At 44.4% G+C, this 22,120-nt stretch carries 32 protein-coding genes; 30 read left to right on the plus strand and 2 right to left on the minus strand.

Features of this window, described 5'->3' with window-relative positions; translation table 11 throughout:
- The 30 genes from rplC to carA form a co-directional block, all read left to right on the plus strand.
- A partial coding sequence (rplC, locus tag ACOJS8_RS12120; RefSeq protein WP_420148806.1) for a 50S ribosomal protein L3 occupies positions 1–553 on the plus strand: 553 nt, incomplete at its 5' end.
- 3 nt (positions 554–556) lie between these two features.
- Complete coding sequence (rplD, locus tag ACOJS8_RS12125) at positions 557–1,186, plus strand: 50S ribosomal protein L4 (protein ID WP_420148807.1); 630 nt, start codon at positions 557–559, stop codon at positions 1,184–1,186.
- A gap of 2 nt (positions 1,187–1,188) precedes the next feature.
- Positions 1,189–1,476, plus strand: coding sequence for a 50S ribosomal protein L23 (rplW, locus tag ACOJS8_RS12130; protein WP_420148808.1), 288 nt, complete (start codon positions 1,189–1,191; stop codon positions 1,474–1,476).
- Between the two features lie 29 nt (positions 1,477–1,505).
- Positions 1,506–2,330, plus strand: a complete 825-nt coding sequence (rplB, locus tag ACOJS8_RS12135; protein ID WP_420148809.1) for a 50S ribosomal protein L2 — start codon at positions 1,506–1,508, stop codon at positions 2,328–2,330.
- Positions 2,331–2,339: 9 nt separating this feature from the next.
- A complete protein-coding gene (gene rpsS / locus ACOJS8_RS12140; RefSeq protein ID WP_012930238.1) occupies positions 2,340–2,618 on the plus strand; it encodes a 30S ribosomal protein S19 in 279 nt (92 codons plus the stop codon).
- Between the two features lie 54 nt (positions 2,619–2,672).
- Positions 2,673–3,068 (plus strand): 50S ribosomal protein L22, encoded by a 396-nt coding sequence (gene rplV, locus ACOJS8_RS12145; protein ID WP_420148810.1) that lies wholly within the window; start codon positions 2,673–2,675, stop codon positions 3,066–3,068.
- A 3-nt stretch (positions 3,069–3,071) separates the two neighbouring features.
- Positions 3,072–3,917 (plus strand): 30S ribosomal protein S3, encoded by an 846-nt coding sequence (rpsC, locus tag ACOJS8_RS12150; protein WP_420148811.1) that lies wholly within the window; start codon positions 3,072–3,074, stop codon positions 3,915–3,917.
- Between the two features lie 76 nt (positions 3,918–3,993).
- Entirely contained in the window at positions 3,994–4,425 is a 432-nt protein-coding gene (gene rplP, locus ACOJS8_RS12155) for a 50S ribosomal protein L16 (RefSeq protein WP_420148812.1), read from the plus strand.
- A 20-nt stretch (positions 4,426–4,445) separates the two neighbouring features.
- Positions 4,446–4,634 (plus strand): 50S ribosomal protein L29, encoded by a 189-nt coding sequence (rpmC, locus tag ACOJS8_RS12160; RefSeq protein WP_420148813.1) that lies wholly within the window; start codon positions 4,446–4,448, stop codon positions 4,632–4,634.
- Positions 4,635–4,645: 11 nt separating this feature from the next.
- Complete coding sequence (gene rpsQ, locus ACOJS8_RS12165) at positions 4,646–5,014, plus strand: 30S ribosomal protein S17 (RefSeq protein WP_420148814.1); 369 nt, start codon at positions 4,646–4,648, stop codon at positions 5,012–5,014.
- Between the two features lie 3 nt (positions 5,015–5,017).
- Complete coding sequence (gene rplN / locus ACOJS8_RS12170; RefSeq protein ID WP_012930232.1) at positions 5,018–5,386, plus strand: 50S ribosomal protein L14; 369 nt, start codon at positions 5,018–5,020, stop codon at positions 5,384–5,386.
- 3 nt (positions 5,387–5,389) lie between these two features.
- Complete coding sequence (gene rplX, locus ACOJS8_RS12175; protein ID WP_420148815.1) at positions 5,390–5,746, plus strand: 50S ribosomal protein L24; 357 nt, start codon at positions 5,390–5,392, stop codon at positions 5,744–5,746.
- A 15-nt stretch (positions 5,747–5,761) separates the two neighbouring features.
- Positions 5,762–6,316 carry a 50S ribosomal protein L5 gene (gene rplE / locus ACOJS8_RS12180; RefSeq protein ID WP_420148816.1) on the plus strand — a complete coding sequence of 185 codons (555 nt, stop codon included), beginning with the start codon at positions 5,762–5,764 and terminating at the stop codon, positions 6,314–6,316.
- A 23-nt stretch (positions 6,317–6,339) separates the two neighbouring features.
- Entirely contained in the window at positions 6,340–6,609 is a 270-nt protein-coding gene (gene rpsN / locus ACOJS8_RS12185; RefSeq protein ID WP_077919287.1) for a 30S ribosomal protein S14, read from the plus strand.
- 90 nt (positions 6,610–6,699) lie between these two features.
- On the plus strand, positions 6,700–7,098 hold the full coding sequence (rpsH, locus tag ACOJS8_RS12190) for a 30S ribosomal protein S8 (RefSeq protein WP_420148817.1): 399 nt from the start codon (positions 6,700–6,702) through the stop codon (positions 7,096–7,098).
- 13 nt (positions 7,099–7,111) lie between these two features.
- Complete coding sequence (gene rplF / locus ACOJS8_RS12195) at positions 7,112–7,669, plus strand: 50S ribosomal protein L6 (protein ID WP_420148818.1); 558 nt, start codon at positions 7,112–7,114, stop codon at positions 7,667–7,669.
- A gap of 95 nt (positions 7,670–7,764) precedes the next feature.
- The gene (gene rplR, locus ACOJS8_RS12200; protein ID WP_420148819.1) at positions 7,765–8,118 is read left to right on the plus strand and encodes a 50S ribosomal protein L18; all 354 of its coding nucleotides are present in this window, start codon (positions 7,765–7,767) and stop codon (positions 8,116–8,118) included.
- Positions 8,119–8,121: 3 nt separating this feature from the next.
- The gene (rpsE, locus tag ACOJS8_RS12205) at positions 8,122–8,640 is read left to right on the plus strand and encodes a 30S ribosomal protein S5 (RefSeq protein ID WP_420148820.1); all 519 of its coding nucleotides are present in this window, start codon (positions 8,122–8,124) and stop codon (positions 8,638–8,640) included.
- An 18-nt stretch (positions 8,641–8,658) separates the two neighbouring features.
- Positions 8,659–8,838, plus strand: a complete 180-nt coding sequence (gene rpmD / locus ACOJS8_RS12210; protein ID WP_420148821.1) for a 50S ribosomal protein L30 — start codon at positions 8,659–8,661, stop codon at positions 8,836–8,838.
- Positions 8,839–8,967: 129 nt separating this feature from the next.
- Entirely contained in the window at positions 8,968–9,444 is a 477-nt protein-coding gene (gene rplO, locus ACOJS8_RS12215; protein ID WP_420148822.1) for a 50S ribosomal protein L15, read from the plus strand.
- A 31-nt stretch (positions 9,445–9,475) separates the two neighbouring features.
- Positions 9,476–10,792, plus strand: coding sequence for a preprotein translocase subunit SecY (gene secY / locus ACOJS8_RS12220; RefSeq protein ID WP_420148823.1), 1,317 nt, complete (start codon positions 9,476–9,478; stop codon positions 10,790–10,792).
- A 32-nt stretch (positions 10,793–10,824) separates the two neighbouring features.
- A complete protein-coding gene (gene map / locus ACOJS8_RS12225) occupies positions 10,825–11,637 on the plus strand; it encodes a type I methionyl aminopeptidase (protein ID WP_420148836.1) in 813 nt (270 codons plus the stop codon).
- Between the two features lie 7 nt (positions 11,638–11,644).
- Positions 11,645–11,863, plus strand: a complete 219-nt coding sequence (gene infA / locus ACOJS8_RS12230; RefSeq protein ID WP_163941485.1) for a translation initiation factor IF-1 — start codon at positions 11,645–11,647, stop codon at positions 11,861–11,863.
- Positions 11,864–11,914: 51 nt separating this feature from the next.
- Positions 11,915–12,031, plus strand: a complete 117-nt coding sequence (gene ykgO, locus ACOJS8_RS12235; RefSeq protein ID WP_018618719.1) for a type B 50S ribosomal protein L36 — start codon at positions 11,915–11,917, stop codon at positions 12,029–12,031.
- Between the two features lie 2 nt (positions 12,032–12,033).
- Entirely contained in the window at positions 12,034–12,411 is a 378-nt protein-coding gene (rpsM, locus tag ACOJS8_RS12240; RefSeq protein WP_420148824.1) for a 30S ribosomal protein S13, read from the plus strand.
- 95 nt (positions 12,412–12,506) lie between these two features.
- Positions 12,507–12,902 carry a 30S ribosomal protein S11 gene (gene rpsK, locus ACOJS8_RS12245; protein WP_420148825.1) on the plus strand — a complete coding sequence of 132 codons (396 nt, stop codon included), beginning with the start codon at positions 12,507–12,509 and terminating at the stop codon, positions 12,900–12,902.
- A 78-nt stretch (positions 12,903–12,980) separates the two neighbouring features.
- Positions 12,981–13,586: a 30S ribosomal protein S4 gene (gene rpsD / locus ACOJS8_RS12250; RefSeq protein WP_420148826.1), complete on the plus strand. Its 606-nt coding sequence runs from the start codon at positions 12,981–12,983 to the stop codon at positions 13,584–13,586.
- Positions 13,587–13,766: 180 nt separating this feature from the next.
- Complete coding sequence (locus ACOJS8_RS12255; RefSeq protein WP_420148827.1) at positions 13,767–14,756, plus strand: DNA-directed RNA polymerase subunit alpha; 990 nt, start codon at positions 13,767–13,769, stop codon at positions 14,754–14,756.
- A gap of 80 nt (positions 14,757–14,836) precedes the next feature.
- Positions 14,837–15,616 (plus strand): 50S ribosomal protein L17, encoded by a 780-nt coding sequence (gene rplQ, locus ACOJS8_RS12260; protein ID WP_420148828.1) that lies wholly within the window; start codon positions 14,837–14,839, stop codon positions 15,614–15,616.
- An 87-nt stretch (positions 15,617–15,703) separates the two neighbouring features.
- The gene (gene carA / locus ACOJS8_RS12265) at positions 15,704–16,807 is read left to right on the plus strand and encodes a glutamine-hydrolyzing carbamoyl-phosphate synthase small subunit (protein ID WP_420148829.1); all 1,104 of its coding nucleotides are present in this window, start codon (positions 15,704–15,706) and stop codon (positions 16,805–16,807) included.
- Between the two features lie 53 nt (positions 16,808–16,860).
- Here the strand turns inward: carA and ACOJS8_RS12270 are convergent, their stop codons facing one another.
- Positions 16,861–20,826: an AAA domain-containing protein gene (locus ACOJS8_RS12270; protein WP_420148830.1), complete on the minus strand. Its 3,966-nt coding sequence runs from the start codon at positions 20,824–20,826 to the stop codon at positions 16,861–16,863.
- A gap of 90 nt (positions 20,827–20,916) precedes the next feature.
- Entirely contained in the window at positions 20,917–22,110 is a 1,194-nt protein-coding gene (locus ACOJS8_RS12275) for a PepSY-associated TM helix domain-containing protein (protein WP_420148831.1), read from the minus strand.
- Positions 22,111–22,120 lie beyond the last annotated feature (10 nt).

The following is a 22,120-nucleotide window of genomic DNA, read 5'->3' on the forward strand; positions in this document are numbered from 1 at the left end:
ATGTACAGTGATTGAGACGGGTCCCTGTGGTGTAACTCAAGTTCGTAGCGTCGAGAAAGATGGCTACACAGCTGTGCAGCTGGGTTATGGCGCTAAAAAAGAGAAGCATAGCAACAAGCCGGAGTTGGGCCACTTCAAGAAAGCGGGTACCACACCTAAGCGTAAACTGGTTGAATTCAAAGAATTTGAAAAGGAACTGAGCTTAGGCGATACACTTACGGTAGCCGATGTATTTGTTGAAGCTGACTTCGTTGACGTAGTCGGAACAGCAAAAGGTCGTGGTTTCCAGGGCGTTGTGAAACGTCACGGATTCGGTGGTGTGGGCGGTCAAACGCACGGTCAGCATAACCGGGGTCGTCACCCAGGTTCGATTGGTGCCTGTTCGTTCCCATCGCGCGTGTTCAAAGGTCTTCGTATGGCTGGTCGTATGGGCGGCAACCGTGTAACGGTGCAAAACCTTCGCGTTCTGCGTATTTTACCTGAGCAAAACCTGCTCGTTATTAGCGGTTCGATTCCCGGAGCTAAAAATTCATACGTTATTATTGAGAAGTAGGTCATGGAAGTAATCGTATATAACAGCAAGGGAGAAGACACAGGCAAAAAGGTCACCCTTTCGGAAGAGGTCTTTGGAATTGAGCCCAACCAACACGCGATTTACCTCGACGTGAAACAGTATCTGGCTAACCAACGCCAAGGAACACACAAAGCGAAAGAACGAGCAGAAGTTGCCCGTTCGACTCGTAAGTTGAAGAAGCAAAAAGGAACAGGTGGTGCTCGCGCAGGTAGCGCAAAGTCGCCTGTTTTTGTAGGTGGTGGTACAGTTTTTGGACCTCGTCCCCGCGATTATAGCTTCAAACTGAACAAAAAAGTAAAAGCATTGGCTCGCCAATCAGCTTACGCAGTAAAAGCAAAAGCCAACAACATCTCAGTTATTGACAGCATTACACTGGAAGCTCCCCGGACAAAAGATTATATTCAGTTTCTGAATAATCTGAATGTATCAGGGCGTAAAACACTGCTTATTCTGCCAGATGTAAATACAAATGTTGTTCTGTCGAGTCGGAATGTTCAAAAAGCCAAAGTAACGACGGCTTCACAGGTGAATACCTATGATTTGATGAACGCTGACCAATTGCTTATCAGTGAAGAAGCGCTGTCAACTATTCAAACATTGTTCGAAAAATAGTCATGAGCATACTGAAACGACCAATCGTCACGGAAAAAATGACGGGCCTTAACAAGCAGGGTAAGTATGCTTTTGAGGTTGATCTGCGGGCTAACAAGCTCGAAATTGGCAAAGCCATCGAAAAAATGTACGGCGTCAATGTTGAATCTGTGAATACGATCCGGTCATACGGAAAGAAACGTAGTAAGAATATCAACGGACGTGTTGTATCGGGAAATACCCCAACCACTAAGAAAGCAATTGTTACTGTTGCAGAGGGAGAAGTAATTGATATTTACGCTGATCTCTAAACAAACATTGCTCTACCAATTAATCAGTCATGGGAGTTAAAAAACTAAGACCAATAACGCCGAGTACACGCTTTCGCGTGGCACCCGACTTTGCGGAAATAACAGCCTCCAAGCCAGAGAAAAGCCTGCTGGAGCCCCTGAGAAAAACCGGTGGCCGTAACAACGAAGGTCACCGCACTATGCGCTACATTGGTGGAGGTCATAAGCGGCATTACCGTATTATTGACTTCAAGCGCGATAAAGTCGGCCAAACCGCCGAAGTTTTGACTGTCGAGTATGATCCAAACCGTTCTGCCCGTATTTCTCTAGTGCAGTACGCTGATGGTGAAAAACGCTACATTATCGCTCCACAGGGTATTGTCGTTGGTCAGACTATTCAGTCAGGCGAAGGCGCAACGCCAGATGTGGGCAACGCTTTACCACTGGCTTCTATGCCAATTGGTACTATCGTTCATAATATTGAGTTGACTCCTGGTAAAGGCGGTTCAATGGCCCGTTCGGCAGGTACATACGCACAATTAGTTGGCCGTGAAGATAAGTACGCGATCCTGCGTCTTCCATCGGGTGAAACTCGTCGTGTGTTAAGCGCTGGCATGGCAACGGTTGGTTCCGTATCTAATCCCGACCATATGAACGTAGTAGTGGGTAAGGCTGGTCGTAACCGTTGGTTAGGTCGTCGCCCACGTGTACGTGCCGTAGTTATGAACCCAGTCGATCACCCAATGGGTGGTGGTGAAGGCCGGGCCTCTGGTGGTCACCCACGTTCTCGTAACGGTCAAATGGCTAAAGGTCAGAAGACCCGCAACAAGAACAAGGCATCTGAAAGCATGATTATTAGCCGACGCAAAAAGTAAGAGATAAACATGGCACGTTCACTTAAAAAAGGCCCATATATAGATTTTCGTCTGGACAACAAAGTGCAGGCGCAGAATGACTCGGGCAAGAAATCGGTCATCAAAACCTGGTCGCGTCGTTCGATGATTTCACCAGATTTCGTAGGCCATACCTTCGCCGTTCATAACGGTAATAAATTTATACCGGTTTACGTAACGGAAAACATGGTTGGACATAAGCTTGGTGAATTTTCTCCAACGCGCAATTTTCGGGGCCACACCGCTAAAAAAGACAAGGGCAAACGATAGACTAGCACGGAGCAGGGCATTATAAATACCCTAAGTTCCTAGCCATAAAAAAACATGGAAGCAGTAGCAAAACTTAAAGATGTGCCCACGTCGCCCCGCAAGATGCGGTTAATCGCTGACCTAATTCGTGGTCAACGCGTTAGCCGGGCGTTGGGTCTATTAAAATACCAGCCACAAGCTGGTGCTGATATACTACAGAAAGTGCTGTTATCGGCAGTTGCCAACTGGCAACAAAAAAATGAAAATGAGCGGATTGAAGACGCGGATCTTTACGTGAAAACAATCTTCGTTGATGGTGGTCCAATGCTGAAGCGTTTGCGTCCTGCTCCACAAGGACGAGGACATCGTATTCGTAAGCGGTCTAACCACATTACGATTATAGTTGATAGCGCAGCGCAGAGTGTATTGCAATCTGGAGAAGTTGAAACCTCTGAAACGAACAATAATTAAGAAATGGGACAAAAAATAAATCCAGTTGGCCTGCGACTTGGTATTGTTCGGGGCTGGGAATCGAGCTGGTACGGCGGTAAAGAGTTTTCGGATAAACTTGTTGAAGATGAGAAAATCCGGAAATACGTAGCAGCCCGTATTCCAAAAGGAGCCATTGCTCGGGTCGTTATTGAGCGTACGCTCAAACGTGTTACCCTTACGATTCACACGGCTCGTCCGGGTATCGTAATCGGTAAGGGCGGTGGCGAGGTTGATAAGATTAAAGAGGAGTTGAAAAAAATTACGGGCAAAGACGTCCAGATCAACATCTTTGAAATTAAACGCCCGGAGATCGATGCCAAATTAGTTGGCGAAGCCATTGCACAGCAGTTGCAAGCTCGTATTTCCTTCCGTCGAGCCATGAAACAAGCTATTCAATCGGCTCTCCGCGTAGGTGCACAAGGGATCAAAGTAAAAGTATCTGGTCGTTTAGGTGGAGCAGAAATTGCTCGCTCGGAGCAGTACAAAGAAGGCCGCGTTCCCCTTCATACACTACGTGCTGACATAGATTACGCTATATCAGAAGCACAAACTGTATACGGTAAAATCGGGATCAAGGTTTGGATTTTTAAAGGTGAAGTTTATGGTAAGCGCGATCTCTCACCAGCAGCTATGATGAGTCAGGCACAGGCTGGAGAAAGAGCAGCTTCTTCCAACGACCGCGGTGATCGCCGTGGCCCTCGCGGTGATCGTGACGGTAACGATCGCGGTGGACGTGGTGGACGTAATCGTGGTGATCGTGAAAGTAATGACCGTGGGGGTCGCAATCGCGGAGGAGACCGCGGTGGACGCGGTGGTCAAAAACGATAATAAGTTTCACATTTTACTGATTCAAGTTTTTCTCCTTGAACTTGAAATCTGAAACTTCTAACTGATAACAGAAAAAATGTTACAGCCCAAAAGAACAAAATTCCGTAAGCAGCATAAAGGAAGGATTCCAGGTATCGCGTCCCGTGGTCATGAAATTTCTTTCGGTACGTTCGCTATCAAATCACTAGAACCAGGTCGGATTACTGCACGCCAAATTGAAGCTGCCCGTATTTCCGTAACACGCGCAATGAAGCGTGAAGGCCAAGTTTGGATCCGCATTTTCCCTGATAAACCGATTACCAAGAAACCAGCTGAAGTACGGATGGGTAAAGGTAAAGGTGCTCCCGAGTATTGGGTAGCTGTAGTAAAGCCCGGCACGATTATGTTCGAAGCGACGGGTGTTGATTTGGCAACAGGTATGGAAGCCTTACGCTTGGCCGCTCAAAAGCTGCCCGTTCGGACCAAATTCGTGGTTCGACGCGATTACCAGGAGCAAGGCGAGGAATAATACCCTAAGCGACGAACAAGATGAAAAAAGAAGATTTGAAAGGATTGTCGGCCGATCAGTTACGTACAGAGATTACTGCAGAACAGGACCGACTGCTTAAACTTAAGTTTGCGCATGCTGTATCTCCCATTGAGAACCCGATGCGCATTCGCGAGAGTCGTAAACGAATTGCTCGCTTGAATACTGAACTGACAGCTAAGCAAGCCTAATTAGAACGATAATGGAAGAGCAACAAGCACAAGCACCGCAGGAAGAAGTAAAGACTCCAGTGGCAGCAGCTACAACAGAACAGCCTAAAACAGCCAATTCTGTAACGAGCGACGCCAAATCGGGGTCGGAACGCAACGCACGGAAAGAGCGTATTGGACGGGTGACGAGCAATAAAATGCAGAAAACTATTACGGTTTCAATTGATCGTAAAGTAAAACACCCTTTGTACCATAAGTTTCAGACAAAAACGAAGAAACTAACGGTTCATGACGAAAACAATGAGTGTGGTATAGGTGACACAGTCCGTGTTATGGAAACCCGCCCATTGAGCAAAAATAAGCGTTGGAGATTAGTTGAAATCATCGAAAAGGCGAAGTAAGCCATGGTACAGCAAGAATCAAGATTAGGAGTGGCCGATAACAGTGGCGCCAAAGAAGTGCTGGTTATCCGCGTTCTGGGCGGTACAGGTAAGCGATACGCTTCAGTCGGTGACAAAATTGTCGTGACAGTAAAGCAAGCCCTGTCCTCCAGCAATATGAAAAAAGGTACGGTTTCCAAAGCCGTAGTTGTTCGTACGAAGAAAGAAGTACGTCGGAAAGATGGTTCGTATATCCGCTTTGAAGACAATGCAGCTGTATTGCTCAACAATAACGATGAACCACGCGGTACCCGGATTTTTGGTCCTGTTGCCCGCGAATTGCGCGAAAAGCAATTTATGAAGATCGTATCGTTAGCCCCAGAGGTATTGTAAGCAATGGAAAAGAAAATAACGCTACCGAAACATAAATTCCACATCAAGACGGGTGATACAGTTCTCGTAATTGGTGGTAATTCGAAAGGCCAGCGTGGCGTAGTGAAAGAAGTAATCGTTGAAAAAGATCGCGCTCGTGTTGAAGGCGTCGCTATGATTACCAAACACTTAAAGCCAACGGCTTCAAACCCACAAGGCAGTTTGGAGAAAACAGAAGGGTCAATTCACATCAGCAATCTGAAACTGGTTGATCCTGCTACTGGAGAGCCTACCCGCATAGGTCGTAAGTTGAATGATAAAGGAAAGTTACAAAGGTTTTCTAAGAAGACTGGCAACTTCATTCCTGACGTTCGTAAATAATAAAGGTCTAAGAAAATGGCAACGCCAAGACTGAAAGAGAAATATTTAAATGAGGTCGTCCCTCAATTGAAAGACAAGTTTCAGTACAAGTCGGTTATGCAAGTACCGCGTCTGAGCAAAATTGTCATCAATAAAGGTATCGGAGCCGCTGTCGCTGACAAAAAGTTAGTTGATGTGGGTGTTGAAGAGTTGACGATGATTACGGGTCAGAAAGCCGTTCCGACATTGTCGAAAAAGGCTGTATCGAACTTCAAACTACGGGAGAAAATGCCCATCGGCGCGAAGGTAACGCTACGTGGTGAGCGTATGTATGAGTTCTTGGATCGCCTGACAACAGTATCTTTGCCTCGCGTTCGCGATTTCAAAGGTATCAGTGATAAAGGGTTTGACGGTCGCGGCAATTATACATTTGGCGTGCAGGAGCAGATTATCTTTCCAGAAATCAGCATTGATAAAGTAGCGCGAATTTCGGGGATGGACATCACTTTTGTGACGACAGCCAATAGCGATAACGAAAGCTATGAACTGCTAAAGGCAATGGGAATGCCATTTGCTAAAGCTGGTAAATAATAACCGACACAAAGGCTAAAATAATGGCAAAAGAATCAATCAAAGCACGGGAACGGAAACGCGAAGCGTTGGTTGCCAAGTATGCTGCAAAACGGGCTGCTTTGAAAGCTGCTGGTGATTATATCGGTTTAGATAAGCTTCCCAAAAATGCGTCACCAGTCCGTTTACACAATCGTTGTAAATTGACAGGTCGTCCTCGGGGCTATATGCGCAAATTCGGTATTTCGCGGGTAACCTTCCGTGAGATGGCATCAGCAGGTAAAATTCCAGGTGTAACCAAAGCGAGCTGGTAATTCCAGAATCCGTTTCTATTTGTAATTCAGTTTCCGTAATTTTGCGAACTTTCTATAAAACAGAGGTTTGCAAGTAACGCAACGCTAAGAATGAATACAGATCCAATAGCAGATTATCTGACTCGTGTCAGAAACGCCATCCAGGCCAAGCACCGGATTGTGGAAGTTCCTGCTTCTAATATAAAAAAAGAAATCACTAAGGTTTTGTACGATAAAGGCTACATTCAAAACTATAAGTTTGATGATAGCACTCCCCAAGGCATTATCAAAATTGCTTTGAAGTACAATCCAACAACGAAGCAGTCTGCTATCGTTGACTTGCAACGTATCAGTCGCCCAGGACTACGCCAGTATCGTGGTGCTGATAATTTACCACGTATCCTGAATGGCTTAGGTGTCGCTATTATCTCGACTTCAAAGGGTGTAATGACTGATAAAGAAGCTAAGACATTGAACGTTGGTGGAGAAATATTGTGTTACGTATATTAATCCGAATTGAACGATGTCACGTATAGGTAAGAAACCCATTGCCCTGCCTAACAACGTAACGCTATCTGTAGATGCACAAAACGTTGTAACGGTAAAAGGCCCTAAAGGCACCCTGACCCAGTCGATTGACCCGGACATTTCGGTAGCAGTCGAAGAAGGTCAAATCCAAGTCTCCCGCCCTACTGAACAAAAACGGCATAAAGCCCTACACGGTCTTTATCGTTCTTTGGTCAACAATATGGTGACGGGTGTAAGTGAAGGATTCAAACTTGATCTCGAAGTAATTGGAGTAGGCTATAAAGCGTCTGTTTCCAATAACGTTCTTGAACTTCAACTCGGTTATTCACATAATGTGTACGTAGCTGTTCCAAGCGAAATAAAAATAACTGCTGTTACAGAAAAAGGTCAGAATCCAAAAGTTTATCTCGAAGGCTCTGACAAACAACTTCTTGGTGACGTAGCAGCAAAAATCCGTTCACTTCGTAAGGTTGAACCTTACAAAGGCAAAGGGATTCGTTTTGTCGGTGAGCAAGTTCGCCGGAAAGCTGGCAAGTCTTCGTCTAAAAAATAAATTTGTTTGTGTTCGGTATTCAGCTTAGTACCTATTGAATTCTCGAGCCTGCAAACTAAAACTATTAAAAGCCTATTTGGTCGGAATCAAATAACATGGCAACTAACAAACAGGAAAGAAGACAACGAATAAAGTTTAGCATCCGGGCAAAAGTGTCTGGTACATCTGAACGCCCTCGTTTGTCAGTATTTCGCTCTAATAAAGCGATTTACGCGCAACTTATTGATGACATAGCTGGTCATACTCTAGCGTCAGCTTCATCAGTCGAATTAAAAAGTGAAGCCGAAGGCAATACCGTCGAAACGGCGAAAAAAGTAGGCCAACGGTTGGCTGAGAAGGCAGTTGCCCAGAACATCAACTCAGTTGTGTTCGACCGCAACGGCTACTTATATCACGGTAAAGTAAAAGCACTGGCCGATGCAGCCCGCGAGGGTGGCCTTAAGTTCTAAGCGATGAACATCAATTCAGCAAGACCGACAAAATTTAACGAAGCCGACCTTAAGGAAAAGGTTGTAGCCATCAACCGCGTAGCGAAGGTGGTGAAAGGCGGTCGCCGGTTCAGTTTCTCAGCGATTGTCGTCGTCGGCGATGGTAACGGTGTCGTTGGTTACGGATTGGGTAAGGCCAATGAAGTAACTGATGCGATTGCCAAAGGAGTGGAAGATGCTAAAAAGAATTTAGTGCAAGTTCCTCTCTTAAAACGCACTGTTCCTCATGAAATGGAAGGAAAATTCAGTGGCGGCTTTGTGCTCTTAAAACCAGCCGCCCCTGGTACGGGTGTAATTGCAGGTGGTGCCATGCGGGCAGTGCTTGAATCAGCTGGTGTACATGACATTCTAGCTAAATCAAAAGGCTCGTCTAACCCCCACAACGTAGTAAAAGCGACGCTTGATGCCTTATTGAAAATGCGTTTACCGCATCAAGTAGCTTTCCAACGTCAGGTGAGTTTATCTAAAGTATTTAACGGTTAATTTAAAAGCAGCAAAGACATGGCACGAGTTCGTATTACGCAGGTCAGCAGCACTATAAAGCGGCCGTTATCCCAAAAAAATGCCATCAAGTCATTAGGCTTGGGCAAAATTAATCGTAGTGTTGAACTGGAATATAATGACTCATTAAAGGGTACAATTAATAAGGTTCAACATTTAGTAAGAATTGAAGAAATTTAAGTACCTTTGCGATTCTTTTAGCAAAAGTCATAAGTGGTCATTTACTATTGTAAGCAATCAATCTTTGTTTTTCTAACAATCGATTGTTCGCAGTAGCAAATGACCACTTACTGACAAAACCATAGGACAATGAATTTAAGCAACCTTAAACCGGCAAAAGGTTCCGTCAGAGAGCGCAAGCGAGTCGGACGTGGGCAAGGATCAGGTATGGGTGGAACATCCACACGTGGTCATAAAGGAGCGCAATCGCGTTCAGGTTATAGTCGTAAGTTACACTTCGAAGGTGGTCAAATGCCATTACAGCGTCGTGTTCCGAAATTCGGCTTTAAAAATATTAACCGCGTCGAATACAAGCCTCTCAATCTGGACAGTATCCAGGCTTTGATTGATGAAACAAAAGCAACCGTAGTTAATCTGGAGCTACTATTACAACACGGTTTAGTGAGTAAAAAAGACCTTGTAAAAATACTTAGCCGTGGTGAAATAACTTCTGCTGTTGAAATCCACGCGCACGCATTTTCTGCTAGTGCTAAAGAAGCTATTGAGAAGGCAGGCGGCAAGGCTATTGTACCTGTCGTTGAGCAGAAACAGGAAGCAGCAAAATAAGTTGTAGCACGGCCAAGACCGACCTACTTTTATGAACCGACTCATCACCACGTTTAAAAATATTTTTGCAATTGACGAGTTGCGGAGTCGAATCCTCAACACGCTGCTGTTTATTACGGCGTTTCGTCTCGGTTCAGCTATTGTGCTGCCAGGCGTTGATCCTAATAAATTAAATCTTAATCCGCAAGGATTGCTTGGTTTATTAGATACTTTTTTGGGCGGTGCTTTTAGTAAGGCTTCGATTTTTGCGTTAGGAATTATGCCGTATATCTCGGCATCAATTGCTATTCAGCTTCTTACTCTAGCTCTTCCTTACTTTCAAAAAATGCAGAAAGAAGGAGAGTCAGGACGTAAGCGTTTAAATCAAATTACGCGAGTTCTAACAATTGGTGTAACCGCTGTGCAGGCTATTACGTATGTACGGACGACAATTCCGCCGGAAGCCTTATTGATTGATCGAAGCCTTTTTACAATCTCGTCCTTATTTGTGCTGACCGCAGGTACAATTTTTTGTATGTGGTTAGGAGAGCGTATTACAGATAAAGGAATTGGCAATGGTATTTCCATGATTATTATGATTGGAATCGTATCGCGGCTTCCTGGCTCTATTATCGGCGAATTCCAATCACGTGGCTCAGGGGGCATATTGATATTTGTGTTGGAAATGGTTGCCTTGTACTTCGTTGTAATGGGAGCCGTTGTATTAACGCAAGCTGTCCGTCGAATCCCTATTCAGTATGCTAAGCAGGTTATTGGGAATAAGGTTGTAGGCGGGCAACGACAATACCTGCCGCTTAAATTAAATGCAGCAGGTGTTATGCCAATTATTTTCGCGCAGGCTCTGATGTTTATTCCCACATACTTGGCAGGGCTTTTTTCGGAGAAAAGTGATTTTGCAGCTAGTATCCAAAATGCTTTCCAGAGTTATACAACTTGGCAGTACAATGTCTTGTTTGGACTATTGATCATCATTTTTACGTTTTTCTATACGGCCATTTCTGTTAATCCAACACAGATTGCTGATGATATGAAGCGTAGTGGTGGATTTATACCAGGCGTAAAACCTGGAATTCAAACATCAGAATATATAGGTACTGTACTTGATAGAATCACTCTACCAGGTGCGATTATGTTAGCTATTGTAGCAATCTTGCCAGCTATCGCTAACCTATTGGGAATGACTAGTGGTTTTGCTCAATTTTTTGGTGGTACGTCGTTGTTAATCATGGTTGGTGTAGTACTTGATACTCTCCAGCAAGTAGAAAGTTATTTGCTGATGCGTCGATATGAAGGTCTAATGAAATCAGGTCGAGTGCAAGGCCGGACAAGTGAGACCGTAGCGGCTTAATCTTAATGACCAACTCTGACAAAAAGGACAAGATGATTTTTTACAGAAGCGATGAAGAAATCGCTCTGATAAAAAAAAGTGCCCAGGTACTTGGAAAAGCACATGCAGAAATAGCGAAGCTTATACGACCTGGAGTACCTACAAAGGAACTTGACAGGGTAGCAGAAACGTTTATTAGAGATAATGGTGGTACTCCTTCATTCTTGGGTTATAATAAGTTCCCCGCTTCGCTCTGTATCTCTGTTAATGACGTAGTTGTCCATGGATTTCCAAGTCGTTACGAACTTCGCAATGGCGATATTGTCTCAATTGATTGCGGAGTTAAGCTGAATGGTTACCACAGTGATAGTGCTTACACTTATCCTGTTGGTGATGTTAATCCTGCTGTTCGTCGTCTGTTGAGTCGGACAAAAGAATCCCTCTACATTGGTTTAGAAAAAGCGGTAGAAGGAAATCGCGTAGGTGATATAGGCTACGCAATTCAGACTTATGCCGAAAAGTTTGGGTATTCAGTTGTTCGTGAGTTAGTAGGACATGGCGTTGGACAGGACTTACATGAAGCACCGGAAGTACCAAATTACGGTAAACGTGGGCAAGGACCCAAATTGCAGGAAGGTATGATCTTAGCGATTGAGCCTATGATTAACTTCGGTAAGAAAGGTGTAGTGCAGGAACGTGATGGCTGGACAATTCGAACAGTTGATCGTAAACCTTCAGCACACTTTGAACACACAGTAGCAGTAAGGAAAGGAAAGCCCGAAATTTTGACGACCTTTGAATATATTGAAGCAGTCACCGCGAATACAAGCCTGATGGTCGAAACACAGGAACTGATGGCAGCTTAAAAGTAACATGGCAAAACAGACTTCTATTGAGCAGGATGGTGTGATTTTGGAGGCATTATCAAATGCGATGTTTCGGGTTGAACTAGCGAACAAGCATGAGGTGATTGCTCATATCTCTGGTAAGATGCGAATGAATTACATTAAAATTCTGCCTGGAGATCGCGTAAAGTTAGAAATGTCGCCTTATGATCTAAGTAAGGCAAGAATTGTGTATCGGTATAAATAATAGACTTTTCGATTTCTGTTTTATTAATCGAAAAGCGAAAACTTTTAAACCATGAAAGTTAAAGCGTCCATCAAGAAGCGCAGTGAAGACTGCAAAGTGATCCGGCGGAAAGGGAAGCTGTACGTGATCAACAAAAAGAATCCCCGTTATAAACAAAGACAAGGATAAGAATGGCACGTATTGCAGGTGTTGATATTCCAGATAAGAAGCGTGGTGAGATCGCGCTGACATACATTTACGGCATTGGCCGCAGCCGGGCTAAGAAGATTCTTACTGATGCTGGAATCAGTGTTGACAAGAAAGCAAGTGAGTGGTCAGATGACGAAGCAAGTGCTGTACGTAACGCAATTGCCAACGAGTATAAAGTTGAAGGCCAGTTGCGCTCAGAAGTTCAATTAAGCATCAAACGCTTGATGGATATCGGTTGCTATAGAGGTTTGCGTCACCGGAAAGGTTTGCCAGTTCGTGGCCAACATACAAAAAACAACTCGCGCACTCGAAAAGGCAAACGTAAGACAGTTGCTAATAAGAAAAAAGTAACGAAATAATTAATCGGTCGCTCATCGTTATACGAATCATTTGTGGTCATTTTTTTATGGCAAGTAATGAAAAACGATAACAAATTGACGATTACCTAACAACAATGGCTCAAGCAAAACGTAAAGACAAAGCTAAAAAGCGGGTAGTAGTGGTCGAACCTATTGGCCAGGTTCATATCCGGGCTACGTTCAACAATATTATTATCTCAATTACCAATATGAATGGCCAAGTTATTTCTTGGGCATCAGCTGGTAAAATGGGCTTTCGCGGCTCAAAGAAAAATACCCCTTACGCTGCTCAGACGGCCGCCCAAAACTGTGCCACAGTAGCACACGATTTGGGTATGCGTAAAGCGGAAGTGTTTGTGAAAGGTCCGGGGTCTGGCCGTGAGTCGGCAATTCGTACTATCCAAAACTCGGGTATCGAGGTTACCACAATCCGCGATATTACTCCACTGCCGCACAATGGTTGCCGGCCGCCAAAACGTCGTCGCGTATAATTACGGATGACATGAATAGGGTCAGGCGACATTTAGTTGTGTCTGACCAATGTTTCACACTTATTCATTCATTATAGAATGGCACGTTACACAGGGCCAAAAGCCAAAATCTCGCGTAAGTTCGGTGAGCCTGTTATGGGACCGAGCAAAGCGCTTCAGAAAAAAAATTACGGACCGGGAATGCACGGCCGGGGGCGCAAACGGAAACAGTCCGAATATGCACTCCAATTAACAGAGAAACAAAAGGTGAAGTATACTTACGGAATTTTGGAACGCCAATTCCGTGCCTTGTTTCACCGTGCACAAGTTCGTGAAGGTATTACGGGTGAAAATCTGCTTAGATTATGTGAAGCGCGCCTAGATAATACCATATACCGTTTAGGCATTGCTTCGTCACGCCGGGCGGCTCGCCAATTAGTATCTCACAAACATATTGTGGTTGACGGTGAAGTTGTAAATATTCCATCTTATTCATTGAAACCAGGACAACTGATAGGTGTTCGTGAGAAGTCAAAATCGTTGGAAGCTATTACGACAAGCCTAGCAGCTCGTAATACTAAGCGTTACAATTGGGTTGAGTGGGATTCACAACAGCTAACAGGTAAGTTTATCAGCTACCCTGAACGCGACCAAATTCCGGAAAACTTCAACGAGCAGGCTATTGTCGAATTGTATTCGAAATAAGCTACTGGCAGAACTCATTTTTGGGTTCTGCTGGATTTTTATAAATAAAGTTACGGTTTGGGTTATTTAGTTTTCGATTGAGAGTTGTCCAGTAGACTAAAAACTCTAATTGAATCACTGAGACCGTAAAAAATTCAGTCTTCACGCCAAGGCAGAGAACTGCTGTAAAATACGAAACGTATGTCCATATTAGCGTTCCAAATGCCCGACAAAGTCGTAGTGGAGAAAGCTGACGACTTCCACGGTGCGTTTGAATTTAAACCCCTTGAAAAAGGCTATGGTGTAACTATAGGCAATGCGCTACGTCGCATCCTGTTGTCGTCACTTGAGGGATACGCCATTACGAGCGTAAAATTTCCTGGTGTCTTACACGAGTTTTCTTCAATCGAGGGCGTTGTTGAAGACGTGACCGAAATTATTCTGAATCTAAAAATGGTTCGGTTTAAGAAAATTTCGGACATGGTTGACAATAAGATTACTGTTAATATCAAAAAGCAATCCGTCCTGAAGGCCGGGGATATATCTAAATTCTCTCCATCATTTGAAGTGCTAAACCCTGAGTTGGAAATCTGTCACATTGACGATACACGGGATTTAGAAATGGAGATTTTTGTAGAGAAAGGTCGTGGATACGTTCCAGCTGACGAACCTCGTGCTAACGATCTTCCCTTCGGTCACATTCCTATCGACGCTATTTACACGCCGATTAAAAACGTGAAATATAGTGTTGAGAACACTCGGGTTGAGCAGAAAACGGACTATGAGCGTTTGCTGTTAGATATCGAAACAGATGGCTCTATTCATCCTGAAGAAGCCTTGAAAGGCGCTGCTCATATTTTGATTCAGCACTTTATGCTGTTCTCGGATCAGACTATGACCTTCGAGACAACTAAACCTGAAGAAGAAAATGTTGTTGATGAAGAGGTATTGCATATGCGTAAACTTCTGAAGACCTCATTGGCTGACTTGGATTTGTCAGTACGAGCTTATAACTGCCTTAAGTCAGCTGACGTTCGGACATTGGGTGATCTCGTTCGGTTAGAGATTTCGGACATGATGAAGTTCCGCAATTTTGGTAAAAAGTCATTAACGGAGCTTGAGCAATTAGTTGCGGAGAAGAATCTGACGTTCGGAATGGACGTCTCTAAATACAGATTAGACGAAGATTAAGATTTTAGGGTATACGAGTATAGAACCTAGGCTAATCATTAGGCAGAAGTTTCATACTCCAAATCCTGTGCCAAAAGACAATGAGACACGGTAAAAAAGATAACCATCTGGGTCGGACACACTCGCACCGCGAAGCGTTGCTTCAGAACCTGGCAACGTCGCTTATTATGCATAAGCGTGTTGAGACAACGGTTGCGAAAGCGAAAGAACTTCGCAAATTCGTAGAGCCTATACTAACGCGGGCGAAGGATGATACGTATCAAAATCGTCGTGTTGTGTTTCAGACACTTCACAACAAAGAAACCATAAAAGAATTATTCGGCGCCGTAGCTGATAAAATAGCGAGCCGTCCGGGTGGTTATACACGTATTATCAAGTTAGGTAATCGGTTAGGCGACAATGCCGAGACCTGCTTAATTGAACTTGTTGATTTCAACGAATTATTGATTGCAGCGGTTGCTGAAAAAGCGGCAACTACAACCAAAACCCGTCGCAGCCGTCGCGGTGGTTCGCGTCAGGCCGCTACAACTGAAGCATCTGCTGCAACGGCCACTTCTACGGAGGCCACTCCAGCAGAAGAAGCACCAGCTGCTACCACTACTTCTGGTGACGATTTAACTAAGATTGAAGGTATTGGCCCGAAAATTGCTGAGTTGTTGAATAATGCAGGCATTATTACCTTTGCACAGTTGGCTGAAGCACAGGACGAAACTATCCAGCAAGTTTTGACTGATGCAGGCCCACGCTTTAACGTCCATGATGCCACAACCTGGAATGAACAGGCAGCGTTAGCTCGCGATGGTAAGTGGGATGAACTGAGCGAGTTGCAGGATCGTTTAAAAGGTGGTAAAGAAGAATAACGGAGTGATCAATAATCAATCATATTGAAATGGGTTAACCTTACTGGTTAGCCCTTTTTTTTAGTCTATCAAGCCTAAAAAGTACAGATGAAAAATATGCAGCAACCTGAGGCATTATTAGTATTACAGGATGGAACAGTATATCGAGGATTAGCACTCGGTAAAATTGGAACGGCTGGCGGTGAGATCTGCTTCAACACTGGTATGACAGGTTACCAGGAAATCTATACAGATCCTTCCTACTATGGTCAAGTCATTATCAACACTACGTCGCATATCGGAAATTACGGAGTGCTGAACAATGCCGAACAGGAGTCGAGCGGAGTAAAAATTCGTGGAATGGTCTGTAACTTTTTCTCTAATATCCACTCACGTTACACAGCCGACGGTTCTTTACAAGAATATTTTGAGCGAGCAAACATTGTTGGTATTCACGGAGTTGATACACGTCAACTGGTACGTTACATCCGCTCGAAAGGTGTAATGAATTGTATTATTTCATCTGAAATACTCGATCCTGCTGTTTTGTTGGCTGAATTGCAGAAAGTTCCTGATATGGCTGGGCTGGAGCTATCGTCAGAAGTTTGCACTCAAGTAGCCTATGAGGAAGGCGATCCGGAAGCCAAACTTCGCGTAGCCGTGTTGGACTTAGGTGTTAAACGTAGCATTATTAGCAACTTTAACGAACGTGGTGTCTTTTGTAAGGTGTTTCCAGCAAGAACATCTCACGATGAATTGGCGTCATGGAAACCCACAGGTTACTTTATTGCCAATGGTCCTGGAGACCCGGCTGCTATGCCGTACGCAGTTGAGACGGTTAAACAGGCTTTAGAAACAGAAAAACCTTTGTTTGGTATCTGTCTGGGGCATCAGATTCTTTCGTTAGCCAGTGGTATTTCAACGTATAAAATGCATAATGGGCATCGAGGCTTAAACCACCCAGTCAAAAATTTGATTACCGGCCATTGTGAAGTGACTTCACAAAACCACGGTTTTGCGGTGAAGGCGGACGAAGTTATGGATCACGCTAATGTTGAATTGACGCATATCAATCTTAACGATAAGACTATTGAAGGGATACGTCGCAAAGACAAACCAGCGTTCTCGGTACAATATCACCCAGAGTCTTCACCTGGGCCACATGATTCTCGCTACTTATTTGATCAGTTTGTAAACATGATGAACGAATAACAGAAAAGCCTGAGATTCTCAGGCTTTTCTGTTTAGTAGATAGTAAAACTTTTTTACTCGACTTTTCGCCAAAACTCCCGGCTCCAAATACGACGAAATGGCCATTTCCTGGCTTGCAAAGCGATGGGAAGATAAGCATGAGCTTGTTTAACGGTTTGTTGAAAATAAGCATCATCGTCTGTAAGAATAAGTGACTGATACTCTTCTCCATTTTTAATCGTCAAGTCAGCAAAAGGAAGTTCGGCCTGCCAATTAGTATGTTGAAGCTGTAGCTTATTTTTTAGTAATGATTCAGATGATAGTAGCTGCTGTGCCTGCGGGGATGGACGGAATTGCTCCCTGGCCACATCCAGCGCATACCCTAAATAAGCTTTTAATAGCCTCGGTCCCTGGTTTGCAGTATCGGCAACTGTTAATTGTTCAGGCCATAAACTAGTAACTACGTATATACGTTCTCTCGCCCGCGTAACAGCGACGTTTAATCGATTTTCGCCACCACGGGCGTTCAAACTTCCAAACTGCATAGAAAGCTTGCCACGCTCATCCGGGGCGTAACCCATAGAGAAAATAATTACGTCGCGTTCATCGCCCTGAACATTTTCAATATTCTTCACAAATAAGCCTATTGGAAGATTATTTTCTTTTTCGCTGGATTCATTTTCTCCTCCTGAAACAGCTTCCAGCATATCCTGAATAAGCTGTTGTTGCGGATAATTGAACGTAACAATGCCAATGGAACGTCCGGGTAATTCTACCTTAATTTGCTCAAGAAGTTGAATTACAGCTTCCGCTTCAATAGGGTTCGTATTGCGCTGCCAGACGCCTTTCACGTTAATGTATCGGATGGCAGGTTCTCGCCGATTTGCAACATCAAATTCAGGAAGCAACGAGAGCTTATTCTGGTAAAAATGTTCGTTTGAAAAAGTAATTAGATCGAGAGATCGGCTGCGGTAATGCTCTGTCAGCGCTATTTGTGGCAATTGTTGCGCAGCTAATTCAAGCAAAGACTCCACTTCGAGAGCGATGGCAGGTTCCTCATCCTGGTCACTTTCATCTAAACGAGTCCGGTAAAGATCGCTCGGGCGTAATTGCTGATTGTCGCCCGTTACAACCACCTGTCTGCTCCGAACTATCGCAGGAATACCGCTTTCAGCAAAACACTGAGATGCTTCATCAAAAATGATCAAATCAAACAAATCGCTACGTAGCGGAAACATAGCCGATACTGATTCTGGAGAAGCAAGCCAGCAAGGAACCAACTTAAATACTTCATCTGCGAATGATTCCATCAACTTTCGAATCGGCCATATATTCCGTTTCTTCGTAGTCTGATGTTGTAAATCACGATATGTTACTACGTTGTTCAAACGGTTAAGAGTCAGATTCCGATAGGTCTGTTCGCGCAATTTGACCAGCAAAATATCACGACTGAGTTCCTGCTTCCGCAAAATGCTCGCTTGTAAGGCTTGTTCCCATTGAACCATCTTAAGCGATGATACACTACGTAGCTCAGTATGCAGCGCTTCGATATGGTCAAGCCAGACACGACGCAGGCTATTTTGAAATATATTGACCCAATTGTCAGGCTCCTGACTTTTTAATCGCTGAGCAACTAATTTTTCGGTCTCAGAGAAACACTCATACAATCGATCTGCTTCGAGCATTAAATCAAAATCCTGCCGGAGTGCCTGACGAAATCTGGCCACTACAGAATCATCACTCCAACTATCGCTCAGTTGATTGGTGGTAAGATAAGCGTGAACTCGGTTCTGCTGCTGTACTACATTAGCAGAAAGAGCCAATAAAGACTCTGCTGTTTTGATAAATCGATCCAGGGTTTGCCAGCATGATTCTGGCAATTGCTGCAATGGCTTAATGTCACTTAGTTGCTCGGCGATATGCCGTGCCCGACGTAACATTCTCAGACCGTCTGGCGTTACAGGAAGCGAACAACCCGTCATTAACGTGTTAGCCTCATGGCGGATCGCTTCAAGACGAATTCGTTTCTCAACTTTATCCGTTAATTGCCGCAGATTCGATTCTGTAGAAGTGAGGTTGTTAGCTGAAATGACGGTTTGTAACTGATCTTTTCCAGCGTTTGTCAGCTGCCACCACTTCCAGCTTATCCATGAAGAACGGGCTGTCAGCGCTTCTTCTAACAACGTCCGAAAAGCGCGCAGCTCAGTGGTTGGCAGAGATAATTCAGGTCCGGGTGTTGCTAACGTAGCATCCCATGTGCTGGCAATTTGTTCAAACCGAGCTTCGTCAATCTGTAAAGCTGGATGATTGATTTCTTTACGGAACTGCTCTACGACCGCCCAAATTAACGTAGCATCCGAAGAGTCCAGCAAGTTAAGCAGCGCGGTCAGTTCCCAATCATGCGATTGCCATTCGGCCAACTCCTCCAGCGAGAGCGATTTTTTCACTAAATCGGCGGTTTGCTCGTTAGTCGAATTTCGTAACGCTGCCCACTGAGAAATAGCCTGATCAGCTTTTGCTAAATCTGTATTTGTAAATGAAGCGAAGCTGTTACGTTCTGCCCAGGGATGGGTTATACCTAAACGATGCTGATAAGCAGCGTAATCCGTAAGGCGTCGCACAAAGTTATCCACATTAGCCACGTGGAATTGTGAATAAACATCATCCAGTGAAAGTACATACTCTTCTAAATCACTGGTCAGGTACAATTCTTTGACCGAAACTCCACATTCGGTCGTATCGAAAAGGGCTTGTTTAAAAGCTTGTAGCTCCGCGAGTATTTCGTCGATACGCCGACTTTCAAGGTCGAAATCTCGCTCAAGCAGAACAGCATTCAGGCTGTTATTTTGCTGACGATACGTATCAACCTGGCTTATCTGATCAGCAATTTGCGAATACAATGCAGATCTGTCGTCCTGAAAATCGTGGACCATTGCCAAAAAGGAAGTCATACCAACTTGCTCGAGCCGCTGTTGTACAACGTCAAGTGCCGCTCGTTTCTGACAAACCAGCAGGATACGCTTTCCCGACGCGGCCGCGTCGGCCATAAGATTGGCAATAAGCTGCGATTTACCCGTCCCGGGCGGTCCCTGAACTACTAACGATTGCCCGGCCTTTACAGCTCGCAGAGCAGCCTCCTGCGAGGCATCCATTGGCAGAGGTGTATGAATGAATTTTTCGGGCAGGGGCCGAAATGAAGAGATTAGGGGGGGCAAGTCGGCAGGTGCATACTGCTCATCATCCAGTATTTCCGTATCTCCACCCTCAGCCAAAAGCTGGTCGTAGTCGGGCACTAAAAACGAACCTGCCTGTGGGAAAATACCTAATACAGCTTCAGAGAACAATTTTAGCTCACCAGTACGTTCGAGCTGAGCAAGATCTTTTGCCGTCTGTTTGTTGAAAAACTGAAGCTTATCTGTAAATAAATCCTGATTGAAATTAATTTCCAGGGGAGTTTTTTTGATCCATTCATACAATTGAGTTCGAAACACAAGCGGGTCACGATCAAACTCATCCAATGATTTTTCAACTACTTCGTCCGTAACCTTAACCTGATTGAATTGCCCATAAGCCAACGCCAGTGTTGGATTTAGAAAAGCCAGTCCATCGCCCCGACGCGTGAGTTTCCAGAACTTCCCCTGGAGTTCAATTTGTACAGGAAAAAACAAAAGTGGTCCATGAATAACCGTTTCATCAAGAAACTTGCCTTTCACAAACGGCCAGCCAACATACAAATCTTCGGTACCCCGTTCTTCTTCAATAAACCGGGTGGTACGGTTGATACGTTTAAGCTTTCGGCTAACTTCATTGCTACGTTCCTGCCGAGGGTCGAGCACTTCGCAAAGCGTAATGGATGCTTTGCGGCTGATCAGATCAGCAATAATGCTAAACGATGGCTTATTGAGTAAAAAATCCGTTTCGTGTAGATCCAGAAATTGCCCTGAAGGTAAGCTGGTTAATAACAGAGAGCGATTCCGACTGCTAAGATTGGTTAAACGTCGACGGAAAGTTTTAAGAACAGATTGGGCCGGAATTTTCACAATGTCAGAACCTGACTTCGCAGGATTTAAAAGATTAACAGGATAATAACGTTACGCAAGGTAAAAAATCCTGTACATCCAGTAAATCATTCAGCTGACCCTACTTACGGGGCGATACGTATTCTTTCTAGGAACGGACGGCCGTAAATATGATTTTTCTTTTTTCGATTTTTTCTTCCGGCGCCCCCACCAAATTAGAAACCCAGTTACGGGCAAACTAGCGCAAACTAAACTAGCGCAAAAAGCCAAAATTTTTCCGGGCAGACTCAAAATCGCGCCTGTGTGAATATCGTAGTTCATACGCCGGAGTTTGTCGCCAAAACCCGCGGTAGCATAAGGTCCTGAGTAAGGCCCTTTGTCTTTAATTAATTTCAGCGTATGCTGATCGAATGTGTAATAATCCAGCTTATGATACGTCCCCGGCTTGTAATTTATGAATGTAAAAAAGGTCTCTGATGCTTTTTCAGGGCAGGAAATATAGATTCCCGCCGTTTCGGGTTTATCCTTCGATAGCTGCTGCCAGATTACATCAATTGGCGAACTGAACCGCCGGGCAGCGGTCGTGTCGGAAAGAGATTGCTGAAATGGAGGGACCGTTTTCCCGCCTGTAGTTGCCCAATAAACCGAATCAGCAAACCATTGAATACCAAATACTAAACCCGTCAAAGCCAGAATAAGGGACAGCACTAATGCATAGAAACCCGGTACGTTATGCAGGTCATAATTAACCCGACGCCACTGCGCTTTCCATTTGATAGAAAAGCTCTTGTTGCGATTTGTCTTATTCAGGTTTTTAGGCCACCATAGCACTAACCCCGTGATTAACAGAAGGGTAAAAATCAACGTACCATATGCGACTACCGGCTGACCAATTGACTCTGGCAGCCACAAGTAATAATGACCATGCAGAATGAAGTGAAAAAAGTCGGTTTCTTCATCCTGAATTTTCAGTACCTCTCCTGAATACGGATTAAGATAGACCTGATAGTAATAATCGGGAGCGGCACCGTAGAAAGGAACAATGGCGCTACGTCCAATTCCATTGTAAATCACGGCTTTGGCCGGTTTACCCTTAATTTTATTTTCTGCGATAGCTTTCAGGCGCGATGGAGGTAGAAAGGTACCATTAGGCACAGGTTCTGTAAACTGATAGGGGCGAAGAACACCTTTAATTTCCTGCTCAAATGCCAGAATGCAACCTGTGGTAGCTACTATAAACACCAATAGCCCGGACGAAAGTCCGAGCCAAAGGTGAATTTTTCCAATTAGTTTTTTTACCGTCATCGTCGGCCTA

The sequence above is a fragment of the Spirosoma sp. genome (genome assembly GCF_048594605.1).
GTDB lineage: Bacteria > Bacteroidota > Bacteroidia > Cytophagales > Spirosomataceae > Spirosoma.